19 protein-coding genes and 1 pseudogene are annotated in these 23447 nt (G+C 55.8%); 1 reads left to right on the forward strand and 19 read right to left on the reverse strand.

The features are described 5' to 3' along the window. The first annotated feature begins 27 nt into the window (after positions 1–27). Entirely contained in the window at positions 28–1083 is a 1056-nt protein-coding gene (locus C7M51_RS10415) for a pectinesterase family protein (RefSeq protein ID WP_244323837.1), read from the forward strand. A 425-nt stretch (positions 1084–1508) separates the two neighbouring features. On the opposite strand, the gene C7M51_RS10420 is transcribed toward C7M51_RS10415, so the two are convergent. The 19 genes and pseudogenes from C7M51_RS10420 to nuoC form a co-directional block, all read right to left on the reverse strand. After that, on the reverse strand, positions 1509–1787 hold the full coding sequence (locus C7M51_RS10420) for a hypothetical protein (RefSeq protein WP_160623629.1): 279 nt from the start codon (positions 1785–1787) through the stop codon (positions 1509–1511). A gap of 647 nt (positions 1788–2434) precedes the next feature. Then, positions 2435–2737 (reverse strand): hypothetical protein, encoded by a 303-nt coding sequence (locus C7M51_RS10425; RefSeq protein WP_160621733.1) that lies wholly within the window; start codon positions 2735–2737, stop codon positions 2435–2437. 7 nt (positions 2738–2744) lie between these two features. Continuing rightward, positions 2745–3092, reverse strand: coding sequence for a DUF7587 domain-containing protein (locus C7M51_RS10430; RefSeq protein ID WP_244323819.1), 348 nt, complete (start codon positions 3090–3092; stop codon positions 2745–2747). A 33-nt stretch (positions 3093–3125) separates the two neighbouring features. Continuing rightward, positions 3126–3257: pseudogene (locus tag C7M51_RS22740) on the reverse strand (RHS repeat-associated core domain-containing protein); the annotation flags it as partial. Positions 3258–3634: 377 nt separating this feature from the next. Then, positions 3635–3718: a hypothetical protein gene (locus C7M51_RS22745; protein ID WP_425281009.1), complete on the reverse strand. Its 84-nt coding sequence runs from the start codon at positions 3716–3718 to the stop codon at positions 3635–3637. Positions 3719–3861: 143 nt separating this feature from the next. After that, a complete protein-coding gene (locus C7M51_RS10440) occupies positions 3862–4068 on the reverse strand; it encodes a hypothetical protein (protein ID WP_160621734.1) in 207 nt (68 codons plus the stop codon). A gap of 133 nt (positions 4069–4201) precedes the next feature. Beyond that, positions 4202–4480 carry a DUF6881 domain-containing protein gene (locus C7M51_RS10445; protein WP_160621735.1) on the reverse strand — a complete coding sequence of 93 codons (279 nt, stop codon included), beginning with the start codon at positions 4478–4480 and terminating at the stop codon, positions 4202–4204. Next, positions 4477–9105 (reverse strand): HYD1 signature containing ADP-ribosyltransferase family protein, encoded by a 4629-nt coding sequence (locus C7M51_RS10450; RefSeq protein ID WP_160621736.1) that lies wholly within the window; start codon positions 9103–9105, stop codon positions 4477–4479. The genes C7M51_RS10445 and C7M51_RS10450 overlap by 4 nt, the downstream gene beginning before the upstream one ends. 474 nt (positions 9106–9579) lie before the next feature. Further along, a complete protein-coding gene (nuoN, locus tag C7M51_RS10455; RefSeq protein WP_160621737.1) occupies positions 9580–11037 on the reverse strand; it encodes an NADH-quinone oxidoreductase subunit NuoN in 1458 nt (485 codons plus the stop codon). Positions 11038–11043: 6 nt separating this feature from the next. Continuing rightward, the gene (gene nuoM, locus C7M51_RS10460; protein ID WP_160621738.1) at positions 11044–12564 is read right to left on the reverse strand and encodes an NADH-quinone oxidoreductase subunit M; all 1521 of its coding nucleotides are present in this window, start codon (positions 12562–12564) and stop codon (positions 11044–11046) included. A gap of 128 nt (positions 12565–12692) precedes the next feature. Continuing rightward, positions 12693–14528: an NADH-quinone oxidoreductase subunit L gene (gene nuoL / locus C7M51_RS10465; protein ID WP_160621739.1), complete on the reverse strand. Its 1836-nt coding sequence runs from the start codon at positions 14526–14528 to the stop codon at positions 12693–12695. Continuing rightward, on the reverse strand, positions 14525–14827 hold the full coding sequence (gene nuoK / locus C7M51_RS10470; protein WP_141175848.1) for an NADH-quinone oxidoreductase subunit NuoK: 303 nt from the start codon (positions 14825–14827) through the stop codon (positions 14525–14527). Before nuoK ends, nuoL begins: the two co-directional genes overlap by 4 nt. After that, positions 14824–15381: an NADH-quinone oxidoreductase subunit J gene (nuoJ, locus tag C7M51_RS10475; protein ID WP_160621740.1), complete on the reverse strand. Its 558-nt coding sequence runs from the start codon at positions 15379–15381 to the stop codon at positions 14824–14826. The genes nuoK and nuoJ overlap by 4 nt, the downstream gene beginning before the upstream one ends. Positions 15382–15391: 10 nt before the next feature. Continuing rightward, positions 15392–15934: an NADH-quinone oxidoreductase subunit NuoI gene (gene nuoI, locus C7M51_RS10480; protein WP_160621741.1), complete on the reverse strand. Its 543-nt coding sequence runs from the start codon at positions 15932–15934 to the stop codon at positions 15392–15394. Positions 15935–15947: 13 nt separating this feature from the next. After that, positions 15948–16925, reverse strand: a complete 978-nt coding sequence (gene nuoH, locus C7M51_RS10485) for an NADH-quinone oxidoreductase subunit NuoH (protein WP_160621742.1) — start codon at positions 16923–16925, stop codon at positions 15948–15950. Further along, the gene (nuoG, locus tag C7M51_RS10490) at positions 16922–19645 is read right to left on the reverse strand and encodes an NADH-quinone oxidoreductase subunit NuoG (RefSeq protein WP_160621743.1); all 2724 of its coding nucleotides are present in this window, start codon (positions 19643–19645) and stop codon (positions 16922–16924) included. The genes nuoH and nuoG overlap by 4 nt, the downstream gene beginning before the upstream one ends. A 105-nt stretch (positions 19646–19750) precedes the next feature. After that, a complete protein-coding gene (gene nuoF / locus C7M51_RS10495) occupies positions 19751–21091 on the reverse strand; it encodes an NADH-quinone oxidoreductase subunit NuoF (RefSeq protein ID WP_160623630.1) in 1341 nt (446 codons plus the stop codon). 2 nt (positions 21092–21093) lie between these two features. Next, the gene (gene nuoE / locus C7M51_RS10500) at positions 21094–21609 is read right to left on the reverse strand and encodes an NADH-quinone oxidoreductase subunit NuoE (RefSeq protein ID WP_160621744.1); all 516 of its coding nucleotides are present in this window, start codon (positions 21607–21609) and stop codon (positions 21094–21096) included. A 2-nt stretch (positions 21610–21611) separates the two neighbouring features. Continuing rightward, positions 21612–23411 (reverse strand): NADH-quinone oxidoreductase subunit C/D, encoded by a 1800-nt coding sequence (gene nuoC / locus C7M51_RS10505; RefSeq protein ID WP_160621745.1) that lies wholly within the window; start codon positions 23409–23411, stop codon positions 21612–21614. Positions 23412–23447: the final 36 nt, after the last annotated feature.

Below are 23447 nucleotides of genomic sequence, written 5' to 3' on the forward strand. Positions count from 1 at the left end.
AAGCAATTTTTCTGTGTTGCCGCGCTAATGGCAGGCATGAGTATTACCGCCTGTAGCGCTCAGGCGACGGAATGGAACGCCGTCGTTTCCCCGACGCCACAGTCAGGAGAATATGCCACTATCGCTCAGGCACTGGCGGCTGCGCCGGAAAGCGGCACGCCGTGGCGTATCCTGATCAAATCAGGACGCTGGCAGGAGCGGCTGGTCATTGATAAACCGGTAACGCTGATTGGCCAATCGCGTGAAGAGACGCAGATTGAAGCGAATACGCCCGCCGGGGCGTTGGACAGCAACGGCAAGAAGCTTGGTACCTCGCGCACCAGCACCGTGGAAATACGCGCCAGCAACGTAACGCTTGAAAATCTGACCATTCGCAACAGCTTTGATTTTCCTGCTAATGCTGCCCTGCCCTCAGGCGATCCTCGCAAGCTGAAGGATACCCAGGCCGTAGCGCTGATGGTGGCAGAAAACGTCGATAAAGCCCGCTTCCGTCAGGTGACGCTGGAAGGCTTTCAGGACACCTTTTACAGCAAAAGCGGTAGCCGCAGCTACTTTACCGACTGCCGTATAAGCGGTCACGTCGACTTTATCTTCGGCTCCGGCATTGCGGTATTTGATCGATGCGACATTGTCGCACGTGGACGTAGCGATATCGCACCACCGCTTGGCTATATCACCGCCCCCTCTACGCCCTCAACGCAGCAGTATGGGCTAATTTTCTTTAACAGCAGATTATTCAAAGAGAAAGGTGTGCCGGCGAAGAGTTTTGCGCTGGGGCGTCCATGGCATCCCACCACACAGTTTGAGGATGGGCGCTACGCCGATCCAAACGCTATCGGGCTGGCAGCCTTTATCAACTGCGAAATCGACGACCATATCTACGGCTGGGACAAAATGTCCGGTAAGAATAAAGCTGGAGAAAAACAGTGGTTTTATCCCGAAGACAGCCGTTTTTGGGAGTTTGAAAACCGTGGGCCAGGCGCGGCTCAGGGTGGCGAACGCTATCAGCTGACTGAAACGGCAGCACAGCAATACAACCTACAGGCCATTTTCACAGACTGGGAGCCGCAGCTGTTAAAATAAGGAATTACCGAAAATAGCATTTGGTTTTATCGCCAGCAGCATGCACGCTGCTGGCTTTTATGCTTTTTTTGGATTGTAGTATTTGCTGTAATACAGCACGTTTAGCACCGCCTACCAGTACAGCCGGTAGCCGCCTTCCTGACTACCGCCACCAACTCGCCAACTCCTTTATAAAATAGTACGTGCCGGTCTCCGGTGCCGTTCCGTTCGCCGTACAGTCGCCGCTTGCCACGATCCCGTCGAGCACCCGGAAACGGGCTTTACGCCTGGCGATCTCCTTCATTGGTAGATTGTTTATGTCGAATAATCTCTGAATGTGAATGGCACGATTATGCGGGATGCTTACAGTGGCAGTTACACAGGATGATTTACAGGTTCGCGCTATCTCTTTTGATAGCGCTCACTTATTTTTATTAATCAACAACTCAACAACGTCCCGCTTTTTTTGACAACGCGTCACATGTTTTACTACCAGAAACCGAATTTCCATTTCCACCAGCACAAATAGCATCAGAAACCGTACTGCCGTCTCCTAGTGGTATCAGGCCATAAAGTTTTGTTTCTGCGGCTTTAGTCACATAACAGCGGTGCGCTTTTTTTCCTACGGTTGCAACAAAATTAGTTTTTACACCATTTTGGCTTATATCGGAAATCGCTACCTGAGAAGCATCGACATTCAAAGTAAAGGCAGCAGCCTCTTTCATTTCACTTTCTGTTGCAATTGGTGGTTTAGCCACACATCCCATTAACAATATTGCAGGAAGAGCACATGCTAAAAAGTTTATTTTTTTCACTGGGCAATCCTTTAAAATTTGGCATGAAAATTATGTATAAATTATCCATAATTATATTTCATTGATTTTTTCATCAATAAGTGATGTAGAAATTTTGAATCCACTTCTTGCATAAAAAAAAATTTATCTTTACTGTCAGTTAATCATGGGCAGGTCAGTTTAAACCGCCTTTTAGCCCTGTCAGGTCCGGCTGGGTAAAATGCCCAGTAGCGGAAGATAGTGCAGTACAGCCCCGTTTCGTGGTCAAAGTCCTGCCCGGCAAAGCGCAGATTCTGCCGCAGACTTTCTCCTTCTCCGGTACAGCTCTCCTGTTTCAGCACGCCCCACTCGTCGTAGCGACTCCGGCAGCCCGTTCAGCGCCGTACGGTACCAGTACAGCCGGTAGCCGCCTGCCGCTCCGCCCTGGCGCGTCAGCGTCTTGGCGGTGCGCCGCCCCAGCTCGTCGTAGCAGTAGCGCGCCTCCCCGCTGTGGCCCGGACAATTGTTTAGTGGATTGAACGAAAGCTAAATAATAAAAGACCAGGATGTTTTAAGGATCTTTCCGGCCTTTAATTTATTCAGCTCAAACAGTTAATCACTAATGAATCCAGTTCGATCCACGCCTCTTCTAAACTTAATGCTATTTCTGGTTTGTTTTCACACTTATCAAAACTAGCATATGCATTTCTTATCATTTGAGGCATTTCGTATAAATATAAAGCTAACTCCTTATCTATAAATCTCTCATTTTTCAAAAGACTGGAAAGAATTTTTAGGTTAGATATCAATTTATTATACTCATCGACATTAAAATTCATACTAATTCTAATATCATTAACGAAATTATTGTCAATTATTTTTTCCTTTACTTCATTCAACATAACTCACCTATTTAAATATGATGGCTTCATGCGGAATCTCCCCAAATATCAAAACTTCCTGATGTGCTGCGGCAGCATTTCGAGTAAACGGTGTTTGTAAATTTTCAGTAGCTTTTTGAACTGTTGAAACATCCAATATTCTCTCTTGCGGTATTTTAGATAAATCAATTTCTATAATAGGGTTTGCCGGACGAGTCCCGCCATGAGTAGCGAAATACTCTGCTGACGCCTGGCTTCTGGTAGTAGAAATCCAAGGGTCACGTGAATGCGGAGCACCTGCAACATGTTGGGGCGGCGTTGTTCTGTGATAAGGCGTTGCTCTGGTTATACCATTACCAGCACGAATACTCTCCATTTGTTCGGGAGTCACCGCTCTTTTGACAATATTACAATTATTCAATCCTAACGGATCGATCCACGTCAGCGCATTCGGCGCGTACGCGTACTGGTTCAGCCCGCCCGCCAGCCCGATCGGGTCCGGCTGCGTAAAGTGCCCGTTCTTCGGGTCACAGTAGTAGAAAGTTGAATGGTAAAAACCGGGAAAGTTTGATAATCTATCCCGACTTTATTTTTAGATTTTTTTAATAAGTTTTTAATATCATAATCACCATATGGACCTAGTTTTGGATATTACATTGATTCTTCTTGTGATATGAAAATTTCATTGTCAAAAACATCAAATTTCTTACATGAATTTTCAATTCCGTATGTAAAATATACATTCTCAATATCTACAGGAGAAAAATTGCTCTGATGACCTATTATTCTCCATTCACCATGTTTGTACACTTTTTTATCAAATAAACCATAAGTATCAATAACAATGGGCGAATGAATTCTTTTTTCTACATTAATCTGTTACTCGGATATTTCTTACCTGGCTGATATACAATCAAACTATTCAATAACATGCCCAGTTATTATTTTAGATATTACTCTACCAAAGCAAAAGTCATCTTTCCCTAACTTAAAACAGAATATATCACCGGGTTACACATAAAGAAGCATTGTTCTCGGCTTTTTATCCCAACCCCCAAAATTTAAAATTACTCATCCACGCCCCTTTGTTTTTCCACCTAAACCATTCTGCTTGCTGTTATAAGCTGCCTCAAATGCTTGCCCCCTTACACCAGTCCGGCTATGGTCAAAGGAATTATATTTATTGCCACGGTGAGTAGAGGCATATCTTCACCTATCGTCCCTGTTCGGGTTTTATATTCCTCGATGTAATATTGTTCGTAGCCTCTGGCCTTTCCATAATTTACATTTGCATCAATGGGCAGCATTCTGGAACCAGGCATCAGCTTACCTGAATTAATATGTTTTCCCATCCTTCGTTCAATGTCATTGGTAATATCAATGTAATAAAATTCTGTTGCCCCAAGATTGAATAAACCATAAACACCATATCCGTTTCGTTAGATAATAAAAAGCCGGAAAGATTTAATACTCCCGGCTTTTTATTTATTTTTTAATGGCTTTTATCCATACATTTTCGAATTCATCGGCATCTATATATATTGCCTTAAATTGAGAATCTTTATTTATTTCATTTAAAGATGGAATCGGTAATTCACCCAACGTTGAAATATCTTTAGGTGTAGATTGATCGGAAAAAATTAACTCTCCAGTAGAAAACACTTCCACCTTACGAACCTCATATCGGCTATCATCTATTTCACTGTACAGTTCAGTAGGCTCATCATCAAATAAATGATCCCAATGCACTTTTATATACTTCATTCATTTACTCCAAAACCAACAACCCTTCCATTAATATTTAAGTTTCCGTCATTAAGTATAACAAAAACACCATCTCGTCCTTTAACCACATCTAATCCTGTGACGTCTACTGCTATATAATTTTTGAATTTATCACCTAAGAACGGAATTCGAACAAATGTTCTCGATAACTGAGCATTTGTCTTGGTTCCAGGAATAATATCGGTAAAATATTGGCCGTCCCCATAACGGGCATCTTTGGGATTATTAGCTTTTAAAGACGGACGCATTTCTTTTGATTTTAATATACCAGCTAAACCATCATCGTCAGTGTAATGATATAGAATATTTTTATTACTTTTAGTAACACCGCATCCACCTGTAGTTAACCCCAGCGGATCGATCCACGTCAATGGATTTGGCGCATACGCGTACTGGTTCAGCCCGCCCGCCAGCCCTATCGGATCCGGCTGGGTAAAGTGCCCGTTCTCCGGATCGTAGTAGCGGAAGGTAGTGTAGTGCAGCCCCGTTTCGTGGTCAAAGTACTGCCCGGCAAAGCGCAGATTCTGCCGCAGACTTTCCCCTTCTCCGGACCGGCTCTCCTGCTTCAGCGCCCCCCACTCGTCGCAGCGGCCCCGCCACACCGCGCGGCCCGTCCGGTCATGCAGCGACTCCGGCAGCCCGTTCAGCGCCGTACGGTACCAGTACAGCCGGTAGCCGCCGCCCGCCTGCCGCTCCGCCCTCGCGACGGGCTCGTGGCCGCCTTCGTTGTAAATATAGAGCGTGCCGGTCTCCGGTGACGCTTCGCTCCGCTCGCCGTACAGCCGCAGCCCGCACCACAAAAATCTGGTCTCCTCCTCCCGCCCGTCGTGGCGCGTCAGCGTCTTGCCGGTGCGTCGCCCCAGCGCGTCGTAGCGGTAGCGCGCCTCACGGTAGTCGGGGTGCCCGCTGAACGCCACCCGCACCAGCCGGTGCTCGTCGTCGTAGTAAAAGCGCTCCGTCCGGTTACGCCGCCTGTCCGTTCGCTCCGCCAGCCGCCCGAAGCCGTCGTAGCGGCAGCGCGCCGTGCCGCTGTGGCCCGGACGGTTGTGCAGGATGTTCTCCTCCTGCGGCGACAGCAGGCTGCCCGCCGCGTCATAGTGCCACCGCCGGGTGCCCTCCTCATCCTGCGCGCTCAGCAGATGGTCGCGGCTGTCGTAGCGGTACTGCGCCCCGCGCTGGTCCGTGTAATGTCCCGCCGCCCCGCCGCGCGCCTGCCAGCGGCGCCGCACCAGGCTGCCCGCCGCGTCCCAGACAAAGCGCGTTTCCGCCAGGGCGGTGCCGCAGGCCGACTCGTCCGCGCTTATCCGCTTTTCGGTGACCCGCCCCACCGCGTCGTACACCACGTGCTGCCACAGCGCCCCCTGCGAGCGCGCGGTTTCCCGGTGCAGCCGGTCACGCCCGTACGCCGCGATAACGTGCCGCTCTCCCGCCGCCAGCAGGTCCAGCTGCTGCAGGTGGCCGCTGCCGTAATAATGGTACGCCAGCCGCTCGCCGCCCGGCAGCCGCGTCTCCAGCAGGTTGCCCAGCACGTCATAACGGTGCGCGATGCGGCCGCCCCGGTTCTCCTCCGCCGTCAGCCGCCCCTCCGGGCTGCAGGTAAACGCCAGCCGCTCCTGCGACCGTGCGGCGCGCCCTTCCCGCTGCGCCTGCTGCCACTCCGCCAGCGCGAAGCGCTCCACCGTCAACGTGCCGCCCTGATGGTCATAGCGGGTATGGTGCCGCGCCGTGGTTTTGCCCGTCAGCCGGTCCAGCGCGTCCCACGTCAGCCGCGTGGTCAGCGGCGGCTCGTCCTGCGCGCCCGGATAAGGGTAATGCACCGTTTCCACCGGCCTGCCCTGCGCATCGTAGCGCCAGGTGCGGCGCTGCCCGGACCAGTCCGTCTCCTCCGTCAGCCGCCCGCGCACGTCGTGGCGGAAGTACCATGCCGCGCCCTTTTCATTAAACAGCACCGCGGGCAGCCCCGCGTCGTCGTAGTCACAGCGCAGCCGCGTGCCGTCCGGCCTGACCAGCTCCGTCACCTGGCCGCGCCCGTTGCGGGTAAAGCGGCTCACCCGTCCGCCCTCGTCGCGCACGTGGCTCAGCCGCCCTGCGGCATCATAGCCGTACTCGCGCCGCCCGCCGCCCGGCAGCGTCTCCGCCAGCAGCAGCCCGGCGGCGCTGCGCTGCCACGACACGTCGCGGCCCGCCGCGTCGCTGATGCGCTCCACCCGTCCCAGTTCGTCATAGAAAATGCGCGTCAGGTAGCCGGAGCAGTCGAAGCGTTTGATAAGCTGCCCGCGGCTGTTGTGCTCCAGCCGGGTTTCATTGCCCGCCGCGTCCACGATGCGCACGGGGTTGCCCTGGCCGTCATAGTAAAAGCGGGTCAGCCCGCCCTCGCGGTCGCGCAGCGCCGTCAGGTCTCCCTGTTCGTTATACTCGCGGTACTCCTGCGTGCCGTCGGCAAAGGTGTGCAGCACCGGCAGCGACAGGTCCTCCACCCAGGTCTGCGTCTCTTTTTCGCCCAGCGGATTAATCCAGGCGATGGGGTTGCCGCGTTCGTCATACTCCATACGGAATTCGTCGCCCGACGGCGTGATGAGGGAAATCAGGCTGGAGGCATCGTCCCGGTCAAAGGTCCAGCGGGCGCCCGTCTCGTCCGTGTAGTCCGTTATCTGTCCCAGCCGGTCCCAGCGGTGGTGGGTGGTGCCACGGTCGCGGCGCGTCACGCCGGCGCGGTACTCCTGCGGGCAGTAGTCAAATTCATAATGCTCCAGCGCCCGCCCGCGCTCTTCCAGCCAGTGCTGCGTGACGTACCACGCCTCCTCTTCCCCCTGTACCTGCGCGTTGAACACCGGCAGCCGTCGCCAGCGGTAGTGCGCGCTCAGCCCGCCCGCATAGTGATGGGCGGTCATGCAGCCGTGCGCCGGGTCGTACTCAAAGCGACGGGTGACGCGCCCGTCGGCGTCGGTGACCGCCGCCAGGCTGCCCGCCGCGTCATACGCATAGCCCGCCAGCCGCCGCTCGCCATCGTCGGTCAGCAGCCACACCTCCGCGAGCCGGTTCAGCGCCGGATGCCAGTGCAGCCGCAGGCTGACCTCGTAAGCGTCGTCGTGGATGGCGGTGAGCTGGCCGGCGTGGTTGTAGCGGTAGAGCAGCGCGTAACCGTGGCGGTCAAGCTGCTGCGCCAGCCGCAGCCGCCCCGCCGCCTGCGGGTCGGGCTCAAACACCGAGTAAAGCCCGTCGTCGTCCTCCAGCATGTAGACGTCCTGCAGGCTGCGCCAGAGCCGGAAGCCCTCGTCGGGGTAGTGCACGCCCTGGCCGCGCACCAGCGCCCCCAGCCCCAGGACGCGTCCGCTGCGGTCGGTGAGGGTCACCTCCGTCGCCGCGGGCTCGTCCGCCACCGGCGTCAGCGTCAGGAAATACTCGTGCGGCAGCGTCCAGCCCCGGCCCAGCGCCCCGGCGGCGTCGTTGCGGCTGTTGTAGAGGCGCTGCCAGACCAGCGGCAGCCGGCCGTCGAGGGTGAAATCGCACTCCTCTTCGCCCGCCAGGATTTTTGCCCCGGTGGGGATATGCACCGGATAACCGCGCGAGGTCGCCTCGCTGAATATCCGCGCGGCCCCCTCGCCCAGCATCCCGGCGGCGTAGCCCAGCAGCGCGCTGCCCACCTCTCCGGCCAGCGCGCAGGCGAGCGAACGCGTGCACATGCGCCCGCCGGAAGCAACCATCGCCACGCCCAGCGACCCGACGATTTCCCCCATAAAGGCAGCCAGCGGGTTTTTGCCGCTGTGAATATCGCGTACCGTGACCGTCGGCCCGCCGATACGCACCCTGGCCCCCTGCTGCCCGTGTTTTATTTTCGCCTCGCAGGTGCTGCGGTCGTCGTTGCGGCAGGCGGGCTGGCTGTTGATAAAGACCTTTTTCGAGCCTTCGGCCAGATAAAGCCCGCTGCCGGAGAAAACGTGGCCCTTCCTGCATGCGATGGTGTCGTGATCTGCCGGGCTGGCGTAGGGGTGCTTCGCGGTCACCACCGGAGAAATCACGCTCTCCCATACAGGGCTTTCCGGCGAGGGAACCGGCTTCGGCGCATCCGGATCGGGCGGCGGTTCTTTTTCCTTATCGCCCGTCAGCCAGCCGGCAATGGCTTTTCCCGCCGTTATGCCCGTCACTAAGCGGGCAAGCGACGCCGCGCGCTCCAGCGTGCGTCCGGCGATGGCCAGCGCTTCAGGGGACTGTGGCGAAGGGTTCGCCCGCTCCGCCTCCAGTTCGGCCCGTATCACCTCCGCCGGGATTTTTCCCGCGGCGCGCGCCGCCGGTTTGCCTTTGGTTCTGACGTCCGGCGAGCCGCTGGTGATAATGCCGTCCGGCGGACCTTTCAGGCCCAACGCCTCTAACGCTTTATCCGTTAACTCGCCAGCAAAATCGGCTAACGCATCCACCGCCTCGCCAAAGATAAAACCAAACGCCATCGCCGCCAGGAAGCCCCCTACAGGCCCGAGCAGCGCCACCACACCTACCCCGACGGCCGCGTAGATCGCCCCTTTAACCACACCGCCCATAAAATCGGCGAACCACGAGGAATGCACCAGCGGATCGTCGAGTTTGGCGGCCAGGTAGTCACTTCCCATCGCGTTTTGCTCCCTGCGGTTGCTTTATTAAACGGCCTTCTTCATCAACCCTGTTCCATCAAAAAAATGCGTTCCTTAATGACGGAAAAATGATTTGCTCAATGTTTCAGGCTCAATGCCATTCTGCGAAAAAACAACAGGGCACATCCGGTCGCCTTATTACCCACACGTAGCAGTTTTTTTGCCAAATGGCGGCGGACAGAAAGATAAGCAATGAAGCCAAAAAAGGTTCTGCTATTAGCGGCGACACCAGCCACCAGAGCGGCAGTCGAAAATGAAAAAACCGCATCCACGGCGCTATGGATTAATGGAATTGGCTGTCAGACAAGGGAAATTATTATCCATGCCTGATATAAGGGGACAATGTTACCTGTGGACAGAAATAGTTAACTTTTCTCTGGATCGGCGGGAAGTAAAATACGATGGGCAAAAAAAAGCCCCGTATCGCTACGGGGCCAGTATGGTTTTTTTGAGTTACATAAGCGGCTGCGCCATCTGCACCAGGCGAATCAGCGGCTGCGGATAGATACCCAACAGCAACACCAGAATCGCTGAAATCAGGACCACCACACCACCGGCGGTAAAGCCCCAGTTAGCGGGCGTATCACGAGTATGCAGCTCCGGCGGGCTGAGGTAGAGACTGACGGTAACGCGCAGATAGTAGTAAAGGCCAATGGCGCTGCCTAATACTACCGCACCGGTTAACCACCACAGCGAGGCGCTAACGCCCAGCGCGATCACGTAAAACTTACCGATAAAGCCCAGCGTCAGCGGAATACCCGCCAGCGACAGCATCATGGTTGTCATTACCGCCGACAGTATTGGGCGGTGCCAGAACAACCCACGATAGGAGTAAAGCGAATCGGCATCCGGACCACGGTACGGGCTGGACATCAGGCTGACCACGCCGAACGCGCCAATGCTGCTAAACAGGTAGCCTGCGAGGTAGACGCCTGCGGTTTCCAGCGACATCTGATGTGACTGCACCGCAATCAGCGCCACCAGCAGATAACCGAGGTGGGAGATAGAAGAATAACCCAGCAGACGCTTGATATTGCTCTGGCTTATCGCCAGCAGGTTACCAAACAGAATGGAAACCACGGCGATAACCGCCAGTACGTTACGTACCGCTTCGCTGTCGGTAACTGGTGCATACATAAACAGACGCATCAGCACACCAAAGATGGCGATTTTGCTGGCGGTCGCCAGGAAGGTGGAAACCGGTGCAGGCGCACCCTGATAAACGTCCGGCGTCCAGAGGTGGAACGGCACCAGCGACAGTTTAAAGCCCAGTCCCACAATCATCATCCCCAGACCAGCCAGCAGCAGCGGCTGATGCAACATGCTGTTGGTCAGGCTCTTGCCTAACGCAACAAAACTCAGGCTGCCAGAATCAGCGTAAAGCAGCGCAATACCAAACAGCAGGAACGACGAGGCCGCCGCCGACAGGATGGTATATTTCAGCGCCGCTTCCAGCGAGCGTTTCTGGCGAAAGGCGTAGCCGATCAAACCAAACAGCGGCAGCGACAGCAATTCAACCCCGATAAACAACGAGGCCATATGGTTAGCACTCGCCAGCACCACGCCACCCAGCGCGGCGATCAGCACCAGCAGATAGAACTCATCGCAGTTGTCGCTGAAGCCCTGTAGCCAGTGATAACCCAGGGTACAGGTCGCCAGGCTCGCCAGCATTACCAGACCGGTGTAGAACATTGAGAAGCCGTCAACGCGCAGCAGCGGCGTGACGTCCATCGGACCGGCCTGACCCACAAACCAGAGCGAAAGCAGCGCGAGATTGAGGCCAATGACGGTCAGCGTCGCATTAACAAAATGGTTGCGTCGCCACGCAATGGACAGCATCACAACCACCACCGTCAATCCGACGATCAACAGCGGCAGCAGCGCGATCAGTTGTTGAGGAGTTATTGTCATGGCGAATTACGGCCTTGTAGTTGAAATTGAAGCGGTAAACCACTGCTGGATGTTGCTCATCGCAGCGTGTGAGGTGTCCAGAATCGGCTGCGGATAGATACCCAGCAGCACCAGCAGAACCACCAGCACCATAATCATAATGAATTCACGCGCAGACATACCGCGCAGCGGCGTCTCCGACTGCGGCGCGCCGTAATAGGCACGCTGCATCATGATCAGCGAATAAACAGATGCGAATACCAGGCCAAAGGTAGCGATGACGATAATGGTCGGCACTTCTTTAAAGCTGCCGGTCAAAATCATAAATTCACCGACGAAGTTACCGGTACCCGGCATACCGAGGTTCGCCACCGCGAAGAACAGCGACAGGCCCGGAATCCATTTAATGCGCGCCCAGAGGCCGCCCATTTTACGCATATCGCGCGTATGCAGACGCTCATAAAGCTGACCGCAGAGAATAAACAGCGCCGCCGCCGAAAGACCGTGCGCGATCATCTGCACCACCGCGCCCTGAAAGGCCAGCTGGCTACCGGTATAGATAGCGATCAGCACGAAGCCCATATGGGAAATCGAGGTGTAGGCAATCAGACGTTTGATATCGGTCTGCGAGAACGCCATCCACGCGCCGTAGAAAATACCTATAATACCCAGCCACATGGCGACAGGGGCAAACTCCGCCGAGGCGTTAGGAAACAGCGGCAGGCTGAAACGCAGCAGACCGTAAGCGGCGGTTTTCAGCAGGATACCTGCAAGGTCAACGGAACCGGCGGTCGGTGCCTGGCTGTGCGCATCCGGCAGCCAGCCATGCAGCGGCACCACCGGCATTTTTACCGCGAAGGCGATAAAGAAGCCCAGCATCAGCAGATATTCAACCGTATGCGACATCGGCGTTTGCAGCAGCACTTCATAGTTGAAGCTCCAGACGCCGGTCGCGCGATAATGCACGAATACCAGGCCCAGAATGGCAATCAACATGACCAGGCCGCTCGCCTGGGTATAGATGAAGAATTTGGTAGCGGCGGTAATACGGGTTTTACCGTCTGATGCCTTGTGACCCCAGAGCGCGATGAGGAAATACATCGGCACCAGCATCATCTCCCAGAAGAAGAAGAACAGGAACAGGTCGATTGCCAGGAACACGCCGATTACGCCGCCCAGAATCCACATCAGGTTGAGGTGAAAAAAGCCCTGATATTTCTCGATCTCATTCCAGGAGCAGAGCACCGCCATCAACCCTAACAGACCGGTCAGCACCACCATCAGCAGCGAGAGCCCATCCAGCGCCAGATGAAAATTGATGCCGAAGCGCGGAATCCAGGGAACGGAAAACTCAGACTGCCACTGCGGAATGCCAGCGGCCTGGGTCAGTGTATAGCCTCCCTGCAACCAAAGTTGCAGTGAAAGCGCCAGCGTCAGACCCATTGTAATCAGTGCGATCCAGCGTGGCGTTCTGGCACCTAAGCGCTCAGCCAGCCAGCAGAGAAAGCCACCGACAAACGGGATAACAATTAGCCAAGGTAATAACATGGCGGTTACGGTCCCTTTTCTAGTCCTGGATGAGCCGCCGGTAACAGTTACCGGCGCACCCAACCTCAGGTTTTTTCACAAGCTTATCGGGTGGGACGCGGCAGCATGCCGCCTCCCGCTCACTAACCTTACAGCGTCAGCATCAGCGCCAGCACCACTACCGCGCCGACGCCCATTGAGGCGACATACCAGCGTAGATAGCCATTTTCACTGACCACCAGGCTTTTATTTGCCAGCCTGGAAACCAGCGCCGGAATATTCAGCAGCGCATTCAACGGATCGCGCTTCAGTAGCCAGGCGACGCCAAGATAAGGCTGTACGAAAACTTTGTCATACAGCCAGTCAAAGCCCCAGGCAGCGAACCACCAGGTGCCGAAGAAGCGACCCGGCGCACTACGCGCTATGCTGGTTACCAGCGTGCGTTTACCCAGCCACAGCCAGGCTGCGATCAGGATGCCGACGATTGCCACCACGCCGGAAGCGATCTCCAGCGCCATTTTGCCCGTTTCGCCATGTTCGCTTTGCGGCAAGACGCCCGCCAGCGGTGGCGTGATCAGCGCGCCAACGAAGGTAGAAAGCACCAGCAGCACGATCAGCGGCAGATGATGCGTAATGCCTTTGCCCGCGTGCGCATGAATTTTCTCCTCGCCGTGGAAGACGATAAAGATCATGCGGAAGGTGTAAATCGAGGTCAGGAAAGCGCCCACCAGACCGGCAACCATCAGATTAACGTGACCGTTAACCAGCGCGCCGAACAGAATTTCATCCTTACTGTAGAAGCCTGCGGTGACCAACGGCAGCGCAGACAGCGCGGCACCGCCCACCAGGAAGCAGACATAAACCAGAGGGATGCTTTTACGCAGGCCACCCATTTTGAAAATGTTCTGCTCGTGATGGCAGGCAAGGATCACCGAACCAGATGAGAGGAACAGCAGTGCCTTGAAGAACGCATGGGTCATCAGGTGAAAAATCGCCGCATCCCACGCCTGCACGCCCAGCGCCAGGAACATGTAGCCAATCTGACTCATGGTTGAGTAAGCCAGCACACGCTTGATATCGGTCTGTACCAGCGCGGCAAAACCCGCCAGCACCAGCGTCACCGCGCCGATAATGCCCACCAGATGCAGCACCTCTGGCGTCATCAGGAACAGACCGTGCGTACGGGCGATCAGATAGACACCTGCGGTTACCATGGTGGCAGCGTGGATCAGCGCGGAAACCGGCGTCGGACCGGCCATCGCATCGGCAAGCCAGGTCTGCAACGGCAGCTGTGCAGATTTACCTACCGCGCCGCCCAGCAGCATCAGCGTTGCCCATTGCAGCATGTGGTTATCCGCCGCAAAATGCGCCGGTGCCAGCTCCACCATCTCGCGGAAGTTCAGCGTGCCCAGCTCGTTGTAGAGGATGAACAGCGCGAAGGCGAGAAATACGTCACCGACGCGGGTGATGATAAAGGCTTTCATCGCCGCCTTGCCGTTATTCGGATTGGTGTAATAGAAACCAATCAGCAGATAAGAGCAGAGGCCTACCCCTTCCCAACCGAGATACATCAGCATCAGGTTATCCGCCAGCACCAGTACCACCATGCTGGCGATAAACAGGTTGGTATAGGCGAAGAAGCGCGAATAGCCCTCTTCCCCACGCATATACCAGGAGGCGAACATATGAATAAAGAAACCGACGCCGGTTACCACCGACAGCATGGTGAGCGAGAGCCCGTCGAGCGACAGCGTAACGCCGATATTAAAGTTGCCAACCTGCATCCAGGTCCAGAGCGCCTGGGTAAACAGCGCCTGTCCGTTGGCAAAGAAATCAATGCCAACATAGAGCGTGACCAGCGCCGCCAGTCCCACCGAACCGACGCCCACGGTCGCCGACAGGTTTTCAGACCAGCGGCCACGAGAGAACGCCAGCAGCACAAAGCCGATTAGCGGCAGCAGTATGGTTAAGTAGAGAAGATTCATCCGCGCATCTCGCTTACTGTGTCAATGTTCAGGGTTTGACGGCGGCGGTAAAGTTGCAGCAGCAGCGCAAGGCCGATACTGGCTTCCGCCGCGGCGAGACTGATCGCCAGGATATACATCACCTGACCATCCGCCTGCCCCCAGTAGCTTCCCGCCACCACTAACGCCAGGGCTGCGGCATTAATCATGATTTCCAGGCTGATGAGCATAAACAGCAGGTTACGGCGCAGCACCAGCGAGGTGAAGCCGAGAACAAACAGCACGGCTGCCAGAATCAATCCATGTTGCAGAGGGATCATACGCGCTCCTCCTTACTTTTCGCTGTCGCCGCGTCGCTGACGCGGTTACTTAAGATTTCGCCATGACGATCTTCACGTCCGATATGGAAGGCGACCACCAGGCCCGCCAACAGCAGCATTGAGGCCAGCTCTACCGCCAGAACATAAGGACCAAACAGGCTGATGCCGACCGCTTTCGCATCGATCATCGTGCCGTCAATGCCCTGATCGTTAGCGGTCATAATGGCGTAAACCATGACCAGCAACAGCAGCAGCGATACCAGGCCAGGCCCGATCCACAGTGAAGGCTGTAGCCAGCGGCTCTCCTGGTCCTGCACCGCTTTGCCGAGGTTGAGCATCATCACCACAAAGACGAACAGCACCATAATGGCGCCCGCATAAACGATAATCTCCAGCGCGCCAGCGAAATAAGCGCCAAGCGAAAAGAACACGCCAGCGACCGCTAACAGCGAGATAATCAGGTACAGCAACGCATGTACCGGGTTGGTGTGGGTAATCACGCGCAGCGTGGTTAACACCGCCACCAGACCACAAAGATAAAACGCAAGTTCCATGCCGGGCTCCTTAAGGCAACAGGCCTTTGACGTCGATGGGTTTGGCTTCGTTTTCCGCTTCGCCCTTGTCTTTCCCTTCGATCGCCATACCTGCCATACGGTAGAAGTTATATTCCGGGTATTTGCCCGGCCCTGAAATCAGCAGGTCTTCCTTCTCGTATACCAGATCCTGACGCTTAAACTCGCCCAGCTCGAAATCGGGCGTTAGCTGGATCGCCGTCGTCGGACAGGCCTCTTCACACATGCCGCAGAAGATGCAGCGGGAGAAGTTAATGCGGAAGAATTCCGGATACCAGCGACCATCTTTGGTTTCCGCCTTTTGCAGCGAAATACAGCTAACCGGGCAGGCGACAGCACAGAGGTTACAGGCAACACAGCGCTCTTCGCCATCCGGATCGCGCGTCAGTACGATGCGTCCACGATAGCGCGGCGGCAGATAAACCGGCTCGTCCGGGTACATTTGGGTTTCGCGTTTGGCGAAGGCGTGCGTGCCTACCATCCAGATACTACGTACCTGGGTGCCGAAACCGACAATAATGTCTTTTAATGTCATGGTTACAACCCCTTTACTGCGCGTTGTACAGAATCACTGCGGCAGTCGCCAGCAGGTTCAACAGCGTCAACGGCAGACAAACTTTCCAGCCGAAGGACATTACCTGGTCATAGCGCGGGCGCGGCAGCGCGGCACGAATCAGAATAAACATCATCATGAAGAAGGCCGTTTTAATCGCGAACCAGATAAAGGGCGGCAGCCATGGTCCGTGCCAGCCGCCGAAGAACAGCGTCACAATCAGCGCAGAAACCGTAGTAATCGCCACATATTCACCGACAAAGAACAGACCGAACTTCATGCCGGAATATTCGATGTGGTAACCATCCGCCAGCTCCTGCTCCGCTTCCGGCTGGTCAAAGGGATGGCGGTGACACACCGCAACGCCAGCAATACAGAAGGTGATAAAGCCGAAGAATTGCGGGACGATGTTCCACAGGTGCGCCTGGCTATTAACGATATCGCTCATATTGAACGATCCCGCCTGCGCCACGACGCCCATCAGCGACAGACCAAGAAACACTTCGTAGCTCAGCGTCTGAGCGGATGCGCGCATCGCACCTAACAGCGAGTATTTGTTGTTACTTGACCAACCGGCAAACAGTACCGCGTAGACCGCCAGACCCGCCATCATCAGGAAGAACAGCAGCCCGATATTCAGATCGGTCACCACCCAGGTGGGGCTGACCGGCACGATGGCAAAAGCCAACAGCAGCGAAACAAAGGCGATAACCGGCGCCAGCGTAAAGATGAAGCGATCGGTAAACGGCGGAACCCAGTCCTCTTTAAAGAACATTTTAATCATATCCGCCGCCAGCTGTAGCGAGCCGCCCCAGCCGACGCGGTTAGGCCCATAGCGGTTCTGGAACAGGCCGAGCAGACGGCGTTCGCCAAAGCTCATAAAGGCACCGCAAATCACCACGACCAGCAGGATCACAACCGCCTTCAGTACGCCCAGCAAAATATCGATAACATCCGGTGTTAACCAGCTCATTGTGCCGCCTCCCGCAGAGTGTCAATATCAGCGCCGGACAGGAACGGCGGAATGCCCGGCATACCAAGCGGTAAACCTACCTGCCCCGGCTGTAGCGCTTCGGAGAAACGTACCGGCAGGCGTAGCGTCTCACCGGCACAGCTCAGTTCTAGCGCCGCACCGACGTTAACGCCGAGCTTGGCGGCATCTGCCGGATTGATGACCACCACCGGCTGCGGCATGCGCTGCTGCATAACCGGCGCACGCTGTGACATCTCTTCGCTGCCGAACAGGTTGTAGTAAGGCGCAACGCGCCAGCCGCCGCTGCGTGTAAACGCGTTCGGCACCTGGCTAAACCACGCAAGCTGACCTGCCGCCGCTTCGAACAAACGCACGCCGGGATCGCCGTGACGCAGTTTGCCGCCGACTTCATCCTGGAATTTGTTCCACGCCTGCGGGGAGTTCCAGCCGGGTGCCCAGGCGAATGGAATGTCAGAGCGCGGTGCGCTCGGCTGGTTGTTGCCTTCCATCGAGAAGTTGAACATGGTGTCCACATCCTGCGGCTGACGCGGCTCGTGTACGCTGATATTGGCGCGCGCGGCAGTACGTCCGCTGGAACGATGCGGCGAACGCGCCAGCTTCTGTCCGCGCACGCGGAACGACGCATCCGGTGCCGCATCCTTAATACCGCTCAGCTGCGGCAGCGCACGCACAACGGCGTCGATGACATGATCGAGCTGTGTCCAGTCCACATGGCGGCTTTCAATGGTGCTGTGCAGCGAATGCAGCCAACGCCAGCTCTCCAGCATCACCACCTGGTTATCGTAGTAAGCGGGATCGTAGACCTGGAAGAAGCGCTGGGCGCGGCCCTCCTGGTTAATCAGCGTGCCGTCGCTTTCAGCGAAGCTGGCACCGGAGAGGATCAGCCCTGCTTTCTCCATCGTCGCGGTATGCTGATGATCAACCACGATCACGTTATCCGTATGACGCAGCGCCGCGTCTACTTTCGCTTTCGGCGCATGGCGATAGAGATCGTTTTCCAGGATCACCACCGCATCGGCGCTGCCGCTTTCCAGTCGTTCCAGCGCATCATCCAGCGTCATGCCGCCGATCATTCCGAGACCGACACTGTTAGCCGCAGAGGCGATCAGCGTAATGCCGACATCGGCACCGCGTCCTTTCAGCGCTTTCGCCACGTTTGCCGCCGCTTCAATCATCGCTTCGCTGCCGGAATGCGTACCGGAAACGATCAACGGTTTTTTCGCCCCGGCCAGCGCCTGGACAATTACATCAACTTTGCTGTTCAGGCTGCTGTCGAGATCGCTAACCGCCGGAGCAGCGTTATCCAGCGCATGGGCGATAGCGAAACCCAGGCGCGCCTGATCTTCTACCGGCGCACGATAGCTCCACGCAGCGATATCATCGAGGCGCGTTTCATCAACGTTAGTAACAAACAGCGGGTGTTTGGCGTGCTGACCGATATTCAGGATCGCCGCGATCTGCCAGTCGGCAACTTTCTGCGCCGCTGCCATTTCACGCGCCTTGCCTTTAACCGCCTGACGCACCGCCAGCGCTACGCGCGCGCCGGTCTGCGTTAGATCTTCACCCAGTACCAGTACCGCATCGTAGCTTTCAATTTCACGCAGCGCCGGTGTATGGATGCCGCCTTCGCGCAGCACTTTCAGCATCAGCGCCAGACGCGCCTGCTCACCGGCGGGTATACCGGTAGAGAAATTCGCTTCGCCTACCAGTTCACGTAGCGCAAAGTTGCTTTCCACGCTGGCGCGCGGCGAACCGATACCGATAACGTTTTTCGCCTGGCGCAGTACATCCGCCGCGCCCTGCATCGCCTGTTCAGCATTAAGCGCTACCCAGTCGTTGCCACGACGCTGCATCGGCTGACGCGGGCGATCTTTACGATTTACGTAGCCATAGCCAAAGCGCCCACGATCGCAAAGGAAGTAGTGGTTTACGCTGCCGTTGTAGCGGTTTTCGATACGACGCAGCTCACCATAGCGCTCGCCAGGACTGGTGTTACAGCCGACGCTGCACTGCTGGCAGATGCTTGGCGCAAACTGCATATCCCATTTGCGGTTATAGCGTTCGGAGTGGGTTTTGTCGGTAAAGACACCGGTCGGGCAGATTTCTACCAGGTTGCCGGAGAATTCGCTCTCCAGCGTGCCATCCTCCGGGCGTCCAAAGTAGACATTGTCGTGTGCGCCATAAACGCCGAGATCTTTGCCGTCAGCATAATCTTTGTAGTAGCGCACGCAGCGATAGCAGGCGATACAGCGGTTCATCTCATGAGAGATAAACGGCCCCAGATCCTGGTTGCGGTGGGTGCGCTTGGTGAAGCGGTAGCGGCGGAAGCTGTGCCCGGTCATTACCGTCATATCTTGCAGGTGGCAGTTGCCCCCTTCTTCGCAAACCGGACAGTCGTGCGGGTGGTTGGTCATCAGCCACTCCACCACGCTTTCACGAAACTCTTTTGCTTCGGCGTCATCAATGGAGATGAAGGTGCCGTCAGCGGCTGGCGTCATGCAGGACATGACGAGGCGTCCGCGGGTATCCTCCGCGTTTTGATATTGCTTTACCGCACACTGGCGGCAGGCACCGACGCTTCCCAGCGCGGGATGCCAGCAAAAATAAGGAATATCCAGGCCGAGGGAAAGACATGCCTGTAGCAGGTTGTCCGCTCCATCCACCTCATATTCTTTACCGTCTACATGAATTGTAGCCATAGTGAACATGCTTCCGTAAGGCTCGGAATGACCGAGCGTTAAACATAAATTTTGGCTATTTATCTCGCGTCATAGCGCGAAACAAGCTCTGGCACCGCGTTATATTTACCAGCGCGCTTTCAGCAGGTTGGGCTGAATCCCGTTAATCGCACGGGTATTGCCGAACACCTGCGGCGCAATGCCAGCTTCAAACTCTTCACGGAAATATTTAATCGCGCTCTGTAAAGGTTCCACCGCACCGGGCGCATGAGCACAGAAAGTTTTACCTGGGCCAAGCTGACGACAGAGCTGTTGCAGCGTCTCAATATCGCCCGGCTGCCCTTTGCCCTGCTCCAGCGCACGCAGAATTTTCACGCTCCACGGTAAGCCGTCACGACATGGCGTACACCAGCCGCAGGATTCACGGGCAAAAAACTCCTCCAGATTGCGTACCAGTGACACCATGTTGATCTCATGATCCACCGCCATTGCCAGCGCGGTGCCAAGACGGCTGCCTGCTTTACCGATGCTGGCAAATTCCATCGGCAGATCGAGGTGCTGCTCGGTAAGGAAATCGGTACCCGCGCCGCCCGGCTGCCAGGCTTTAAATTTCAATCCGTCGCGCATCCCGCCCGCATAATCTTCAAGAATTTCACGTGCGGTAATGCCGAACGGCAGCTCCCAGAGGCCGGGGTTCTTTACCCGTCCTGAGAAGCCCATCATTTTGGTACCGGCGTCGTCGCTCTTCGACAGTCCTTTGTACCACTCCACGCCGTTGGCAAGGATAGCGGGCACGTTGGAGAGCGTCTCTACGTTATTAACGCAGGTCGGCTTGCCCCAGACGCCAGCCGATGCCGGGAACGGCGGCTTGGAGCGCGGGTTAGCACGACGCCCTTCCAGCGAGTTAATCAGCGCAGTCTCTTCACCGCAGATATAGCGGCCCGCGCCGGTATGTACGAACAGTTCGAAGTCAAAACCGGTGCCAAGAATATTTTTGCCGAGGAAGCCCGCTTCGGTCGCTTCCGCGATGGCGCGACGCAGATGCACCGCCGCTTCAACGTATTCGCCGCGCAGGAAGATATAGCCGCGATACGCTTTAAGTGCGAAGGCGCTGATCAGCATCCCCTCCACCAGCTGGTGTGGCATCTGCTCCATCAGCAGGCGGTCTTTGTAGGTGCCCGGCTCCATCTCATCGGCGTTACACAGCAGATAACGGATGTTCATCGACTCATCTTTCGGCATCAGGCTCCACTTCAGACCGGTGGAAAAGCCTGCGCCGCCGCGCCCTTTCAGGCCGGAATCTTTCACCAGCGCGACGATTTCGTCAGGTGACATACCGTTCAGCGCTTTTTCCGCGCCGACGTAGCCGTTTTTGCTGCGGTATTCTTCAAACCAGACCGGCTGTTTATCGTCGCGCATCCGCCAGGTCAGCGGGTGCGTTTCCGCAGTACGAACGATCGTTTTCACTGTCATTGATACTGCTCCAGTAACGATGAAATTTTTTCCGGCGTCAGGTGAACGTGAGTATCTTCATCCACCATCATCGTCGGCCCTTTATCACAGTTACCGAGGCAGCAGGTTGGCAGCAGCGTAAAACGCCCATCCGCCGTCGTCTGGCCCGGTTTAATGTTCAGCTTCTGCTCCAGCGCGGCCTGAATACCCTGATAGCCAGTGATATGACACACCACGCTGTCGCAGTAACGAATCACATGGCGACCAACCGGCTGACGGAAAATCTGGCTGTAAAACGTTGCCACGCCTTCCACGTCGCTGGCAGGAATGCCCAGCAATTCAGCGATAGCAGTAATGGCACCATCCGGCACCCAGCCGCGCTGCTTCTGCACGATTTTCAGCGCTTCAATAGAGGCGGCGCGTGCATCTTCATAATGGTGTTTTTCATGCTCAATCGCGTCGCGTTCTGCCGCACTCAGCTCAAAGACCTCATTCGGGTCGATCGTTTCGATGGCAATTTTTTGATCGTGCATAATTAGCGGTCCACGTCTGACATAACAAAATCGATACTACCCAGGTATACGATCAAGTCGGATACCAGGCTACCTCGGATCACCGATGGGATCTGCTGCAGGTGCGGGAAGCTTGGCGTACGAATACGCGTGCGGTAACTTACGGTGCTGCCGTCGCTGGTCAGGTAGTAACTGTTGATTCCCTTCGTTGCCTCGATCATCTGGAACGATTCGTTAGCAGGCATCACCGGCCCCCACGAAACCTGTAAGAAATGGGTGATCAGCGTTTCAATATGCTGCAACGTGCGCTCTTTCGGCGGCGGCGTGGTCAGCGGATGATCGGCTTTAAACGGCCCGGCTGGCATATTGTTCAGACACTGCTCAAGAATGCGCAGGCTCTGCCATATTTCTTCCAGTTTCAGCAGCACGCGGCTGTAGGCATCACTGACGCCATTGCCGACCGGAATGTCGAAATCGAAATTTTCATAACCTGAATAAGGACGAGCTTTGCGTACGTCGAAATCGATGCCGGTAGCGCGCAGCGCCGCGCCGGTGGTGCCCCACGCCAGCGCCTCATCTTTACCGTAGGCGGAAACACCTTTGGCACGTCCTACCAGCACGCTGTTTTTCAGCGCGACGGTTTTATACTCTTTCAGGCGCTTCGGCATCCAGTCGAGGAACTGGCGCATCAGACGCTCCCAGCCGTTCGGCAGATCGTGCGCTACGCCGCCGATACGGAACCAGGCCGGGTGCATACGGAAACCGGTGATCGCTTCCACCACGTCGTAAATTTTCTGACGATCGGTAAAGGCAAAGAACACCGGCGTCATTGCACCAACGTCCTGAATAAAGGTGGAGATGTAGAGCAGATGGCTGTTAATGCGGAACAGCTCAGAGAGCATCACGCGAATAACGTTGACGCGATCCGGCACCACAATGCCCGCCAGCTTCTCTACCGCCAGCACATAAGGCATTTCGTTAACGCAGCCGCCCAGGTATTCCACGCGATCGGTGTAAGGAATGTAGCTGTGCCAGGACTGGCGCTCGCCCATCTTCTCCGCCCCGCGATGGTGATAACCGATATCGGGCACGCAATCGACGATCTCTTCACCATCCAGCTGCAGAATGATGCGGAATGCACCGTGCGCTGACGGATGGTTCGGGCCAAGGTTGAGGAACATAAAGTCCTGGTTTTCGGTGCCGCGTTTCATCCCCCACTCTTCCGGTTTGAAGAGCAGCGCTTCCATTTCCAGATCTTCTTTCTGTTTGGTCAGTTCGTAAGGATCGAACTCGGTAGCGCGTGCCGGGTAATCTTTACGCAGCGGATGCCCTTCCCAGGTCGGCGGCATCATGATGCGAGACAGGTGCGGGTGACCATCGAAGGTTATGCCGAACATGTCCCACGTTTCACGCTCGTACCAGTTGGCGTTAGGAAAGAGTTTGGTAAAGGTCGGCAGGTGCAGGTCATTTTCAGACAAGGCGACCTTGAGCATGATGTCGCGATTACGTTCAATGGACAGCAGGTGATAGAACACCGAAAAATCAGCCGCAGGCAACCCCTGACGGTGGGTGCGCAGACGCTCATCCATACCGTGTAGATCGTAAAGCATTACATAGGGTTTCGGCAGCTTACGCAGGAATTCCCCGATTTCCAGCAGCTGTTCGCGTTTTACCCAAACCACCGGCATGCCGGTACGGGTAGGCTGAACAGTAAAGGCATCCGGCCCAAAACGATTACGCAGCTCGCCGATTACAGGATCGTCCAGGTGATCCTGGGTTTGCCATGCAGGCTGAGCGAGGTCTTGCGTGGTTAAATCTGTCATACGTTACTCACCATTCTGGCCTGAAAACAGGCGCGA

The sequence above is a fragment of the Mixta intestinalis genome, from assembly GCF_009914055.1.
Classification (GTDB): Bacteria; Pseudomonadota; Gammaproteobacteria; order Enterobacterales; family Enterobacteriaceae; genus Mixta; species Mixta intestinalis.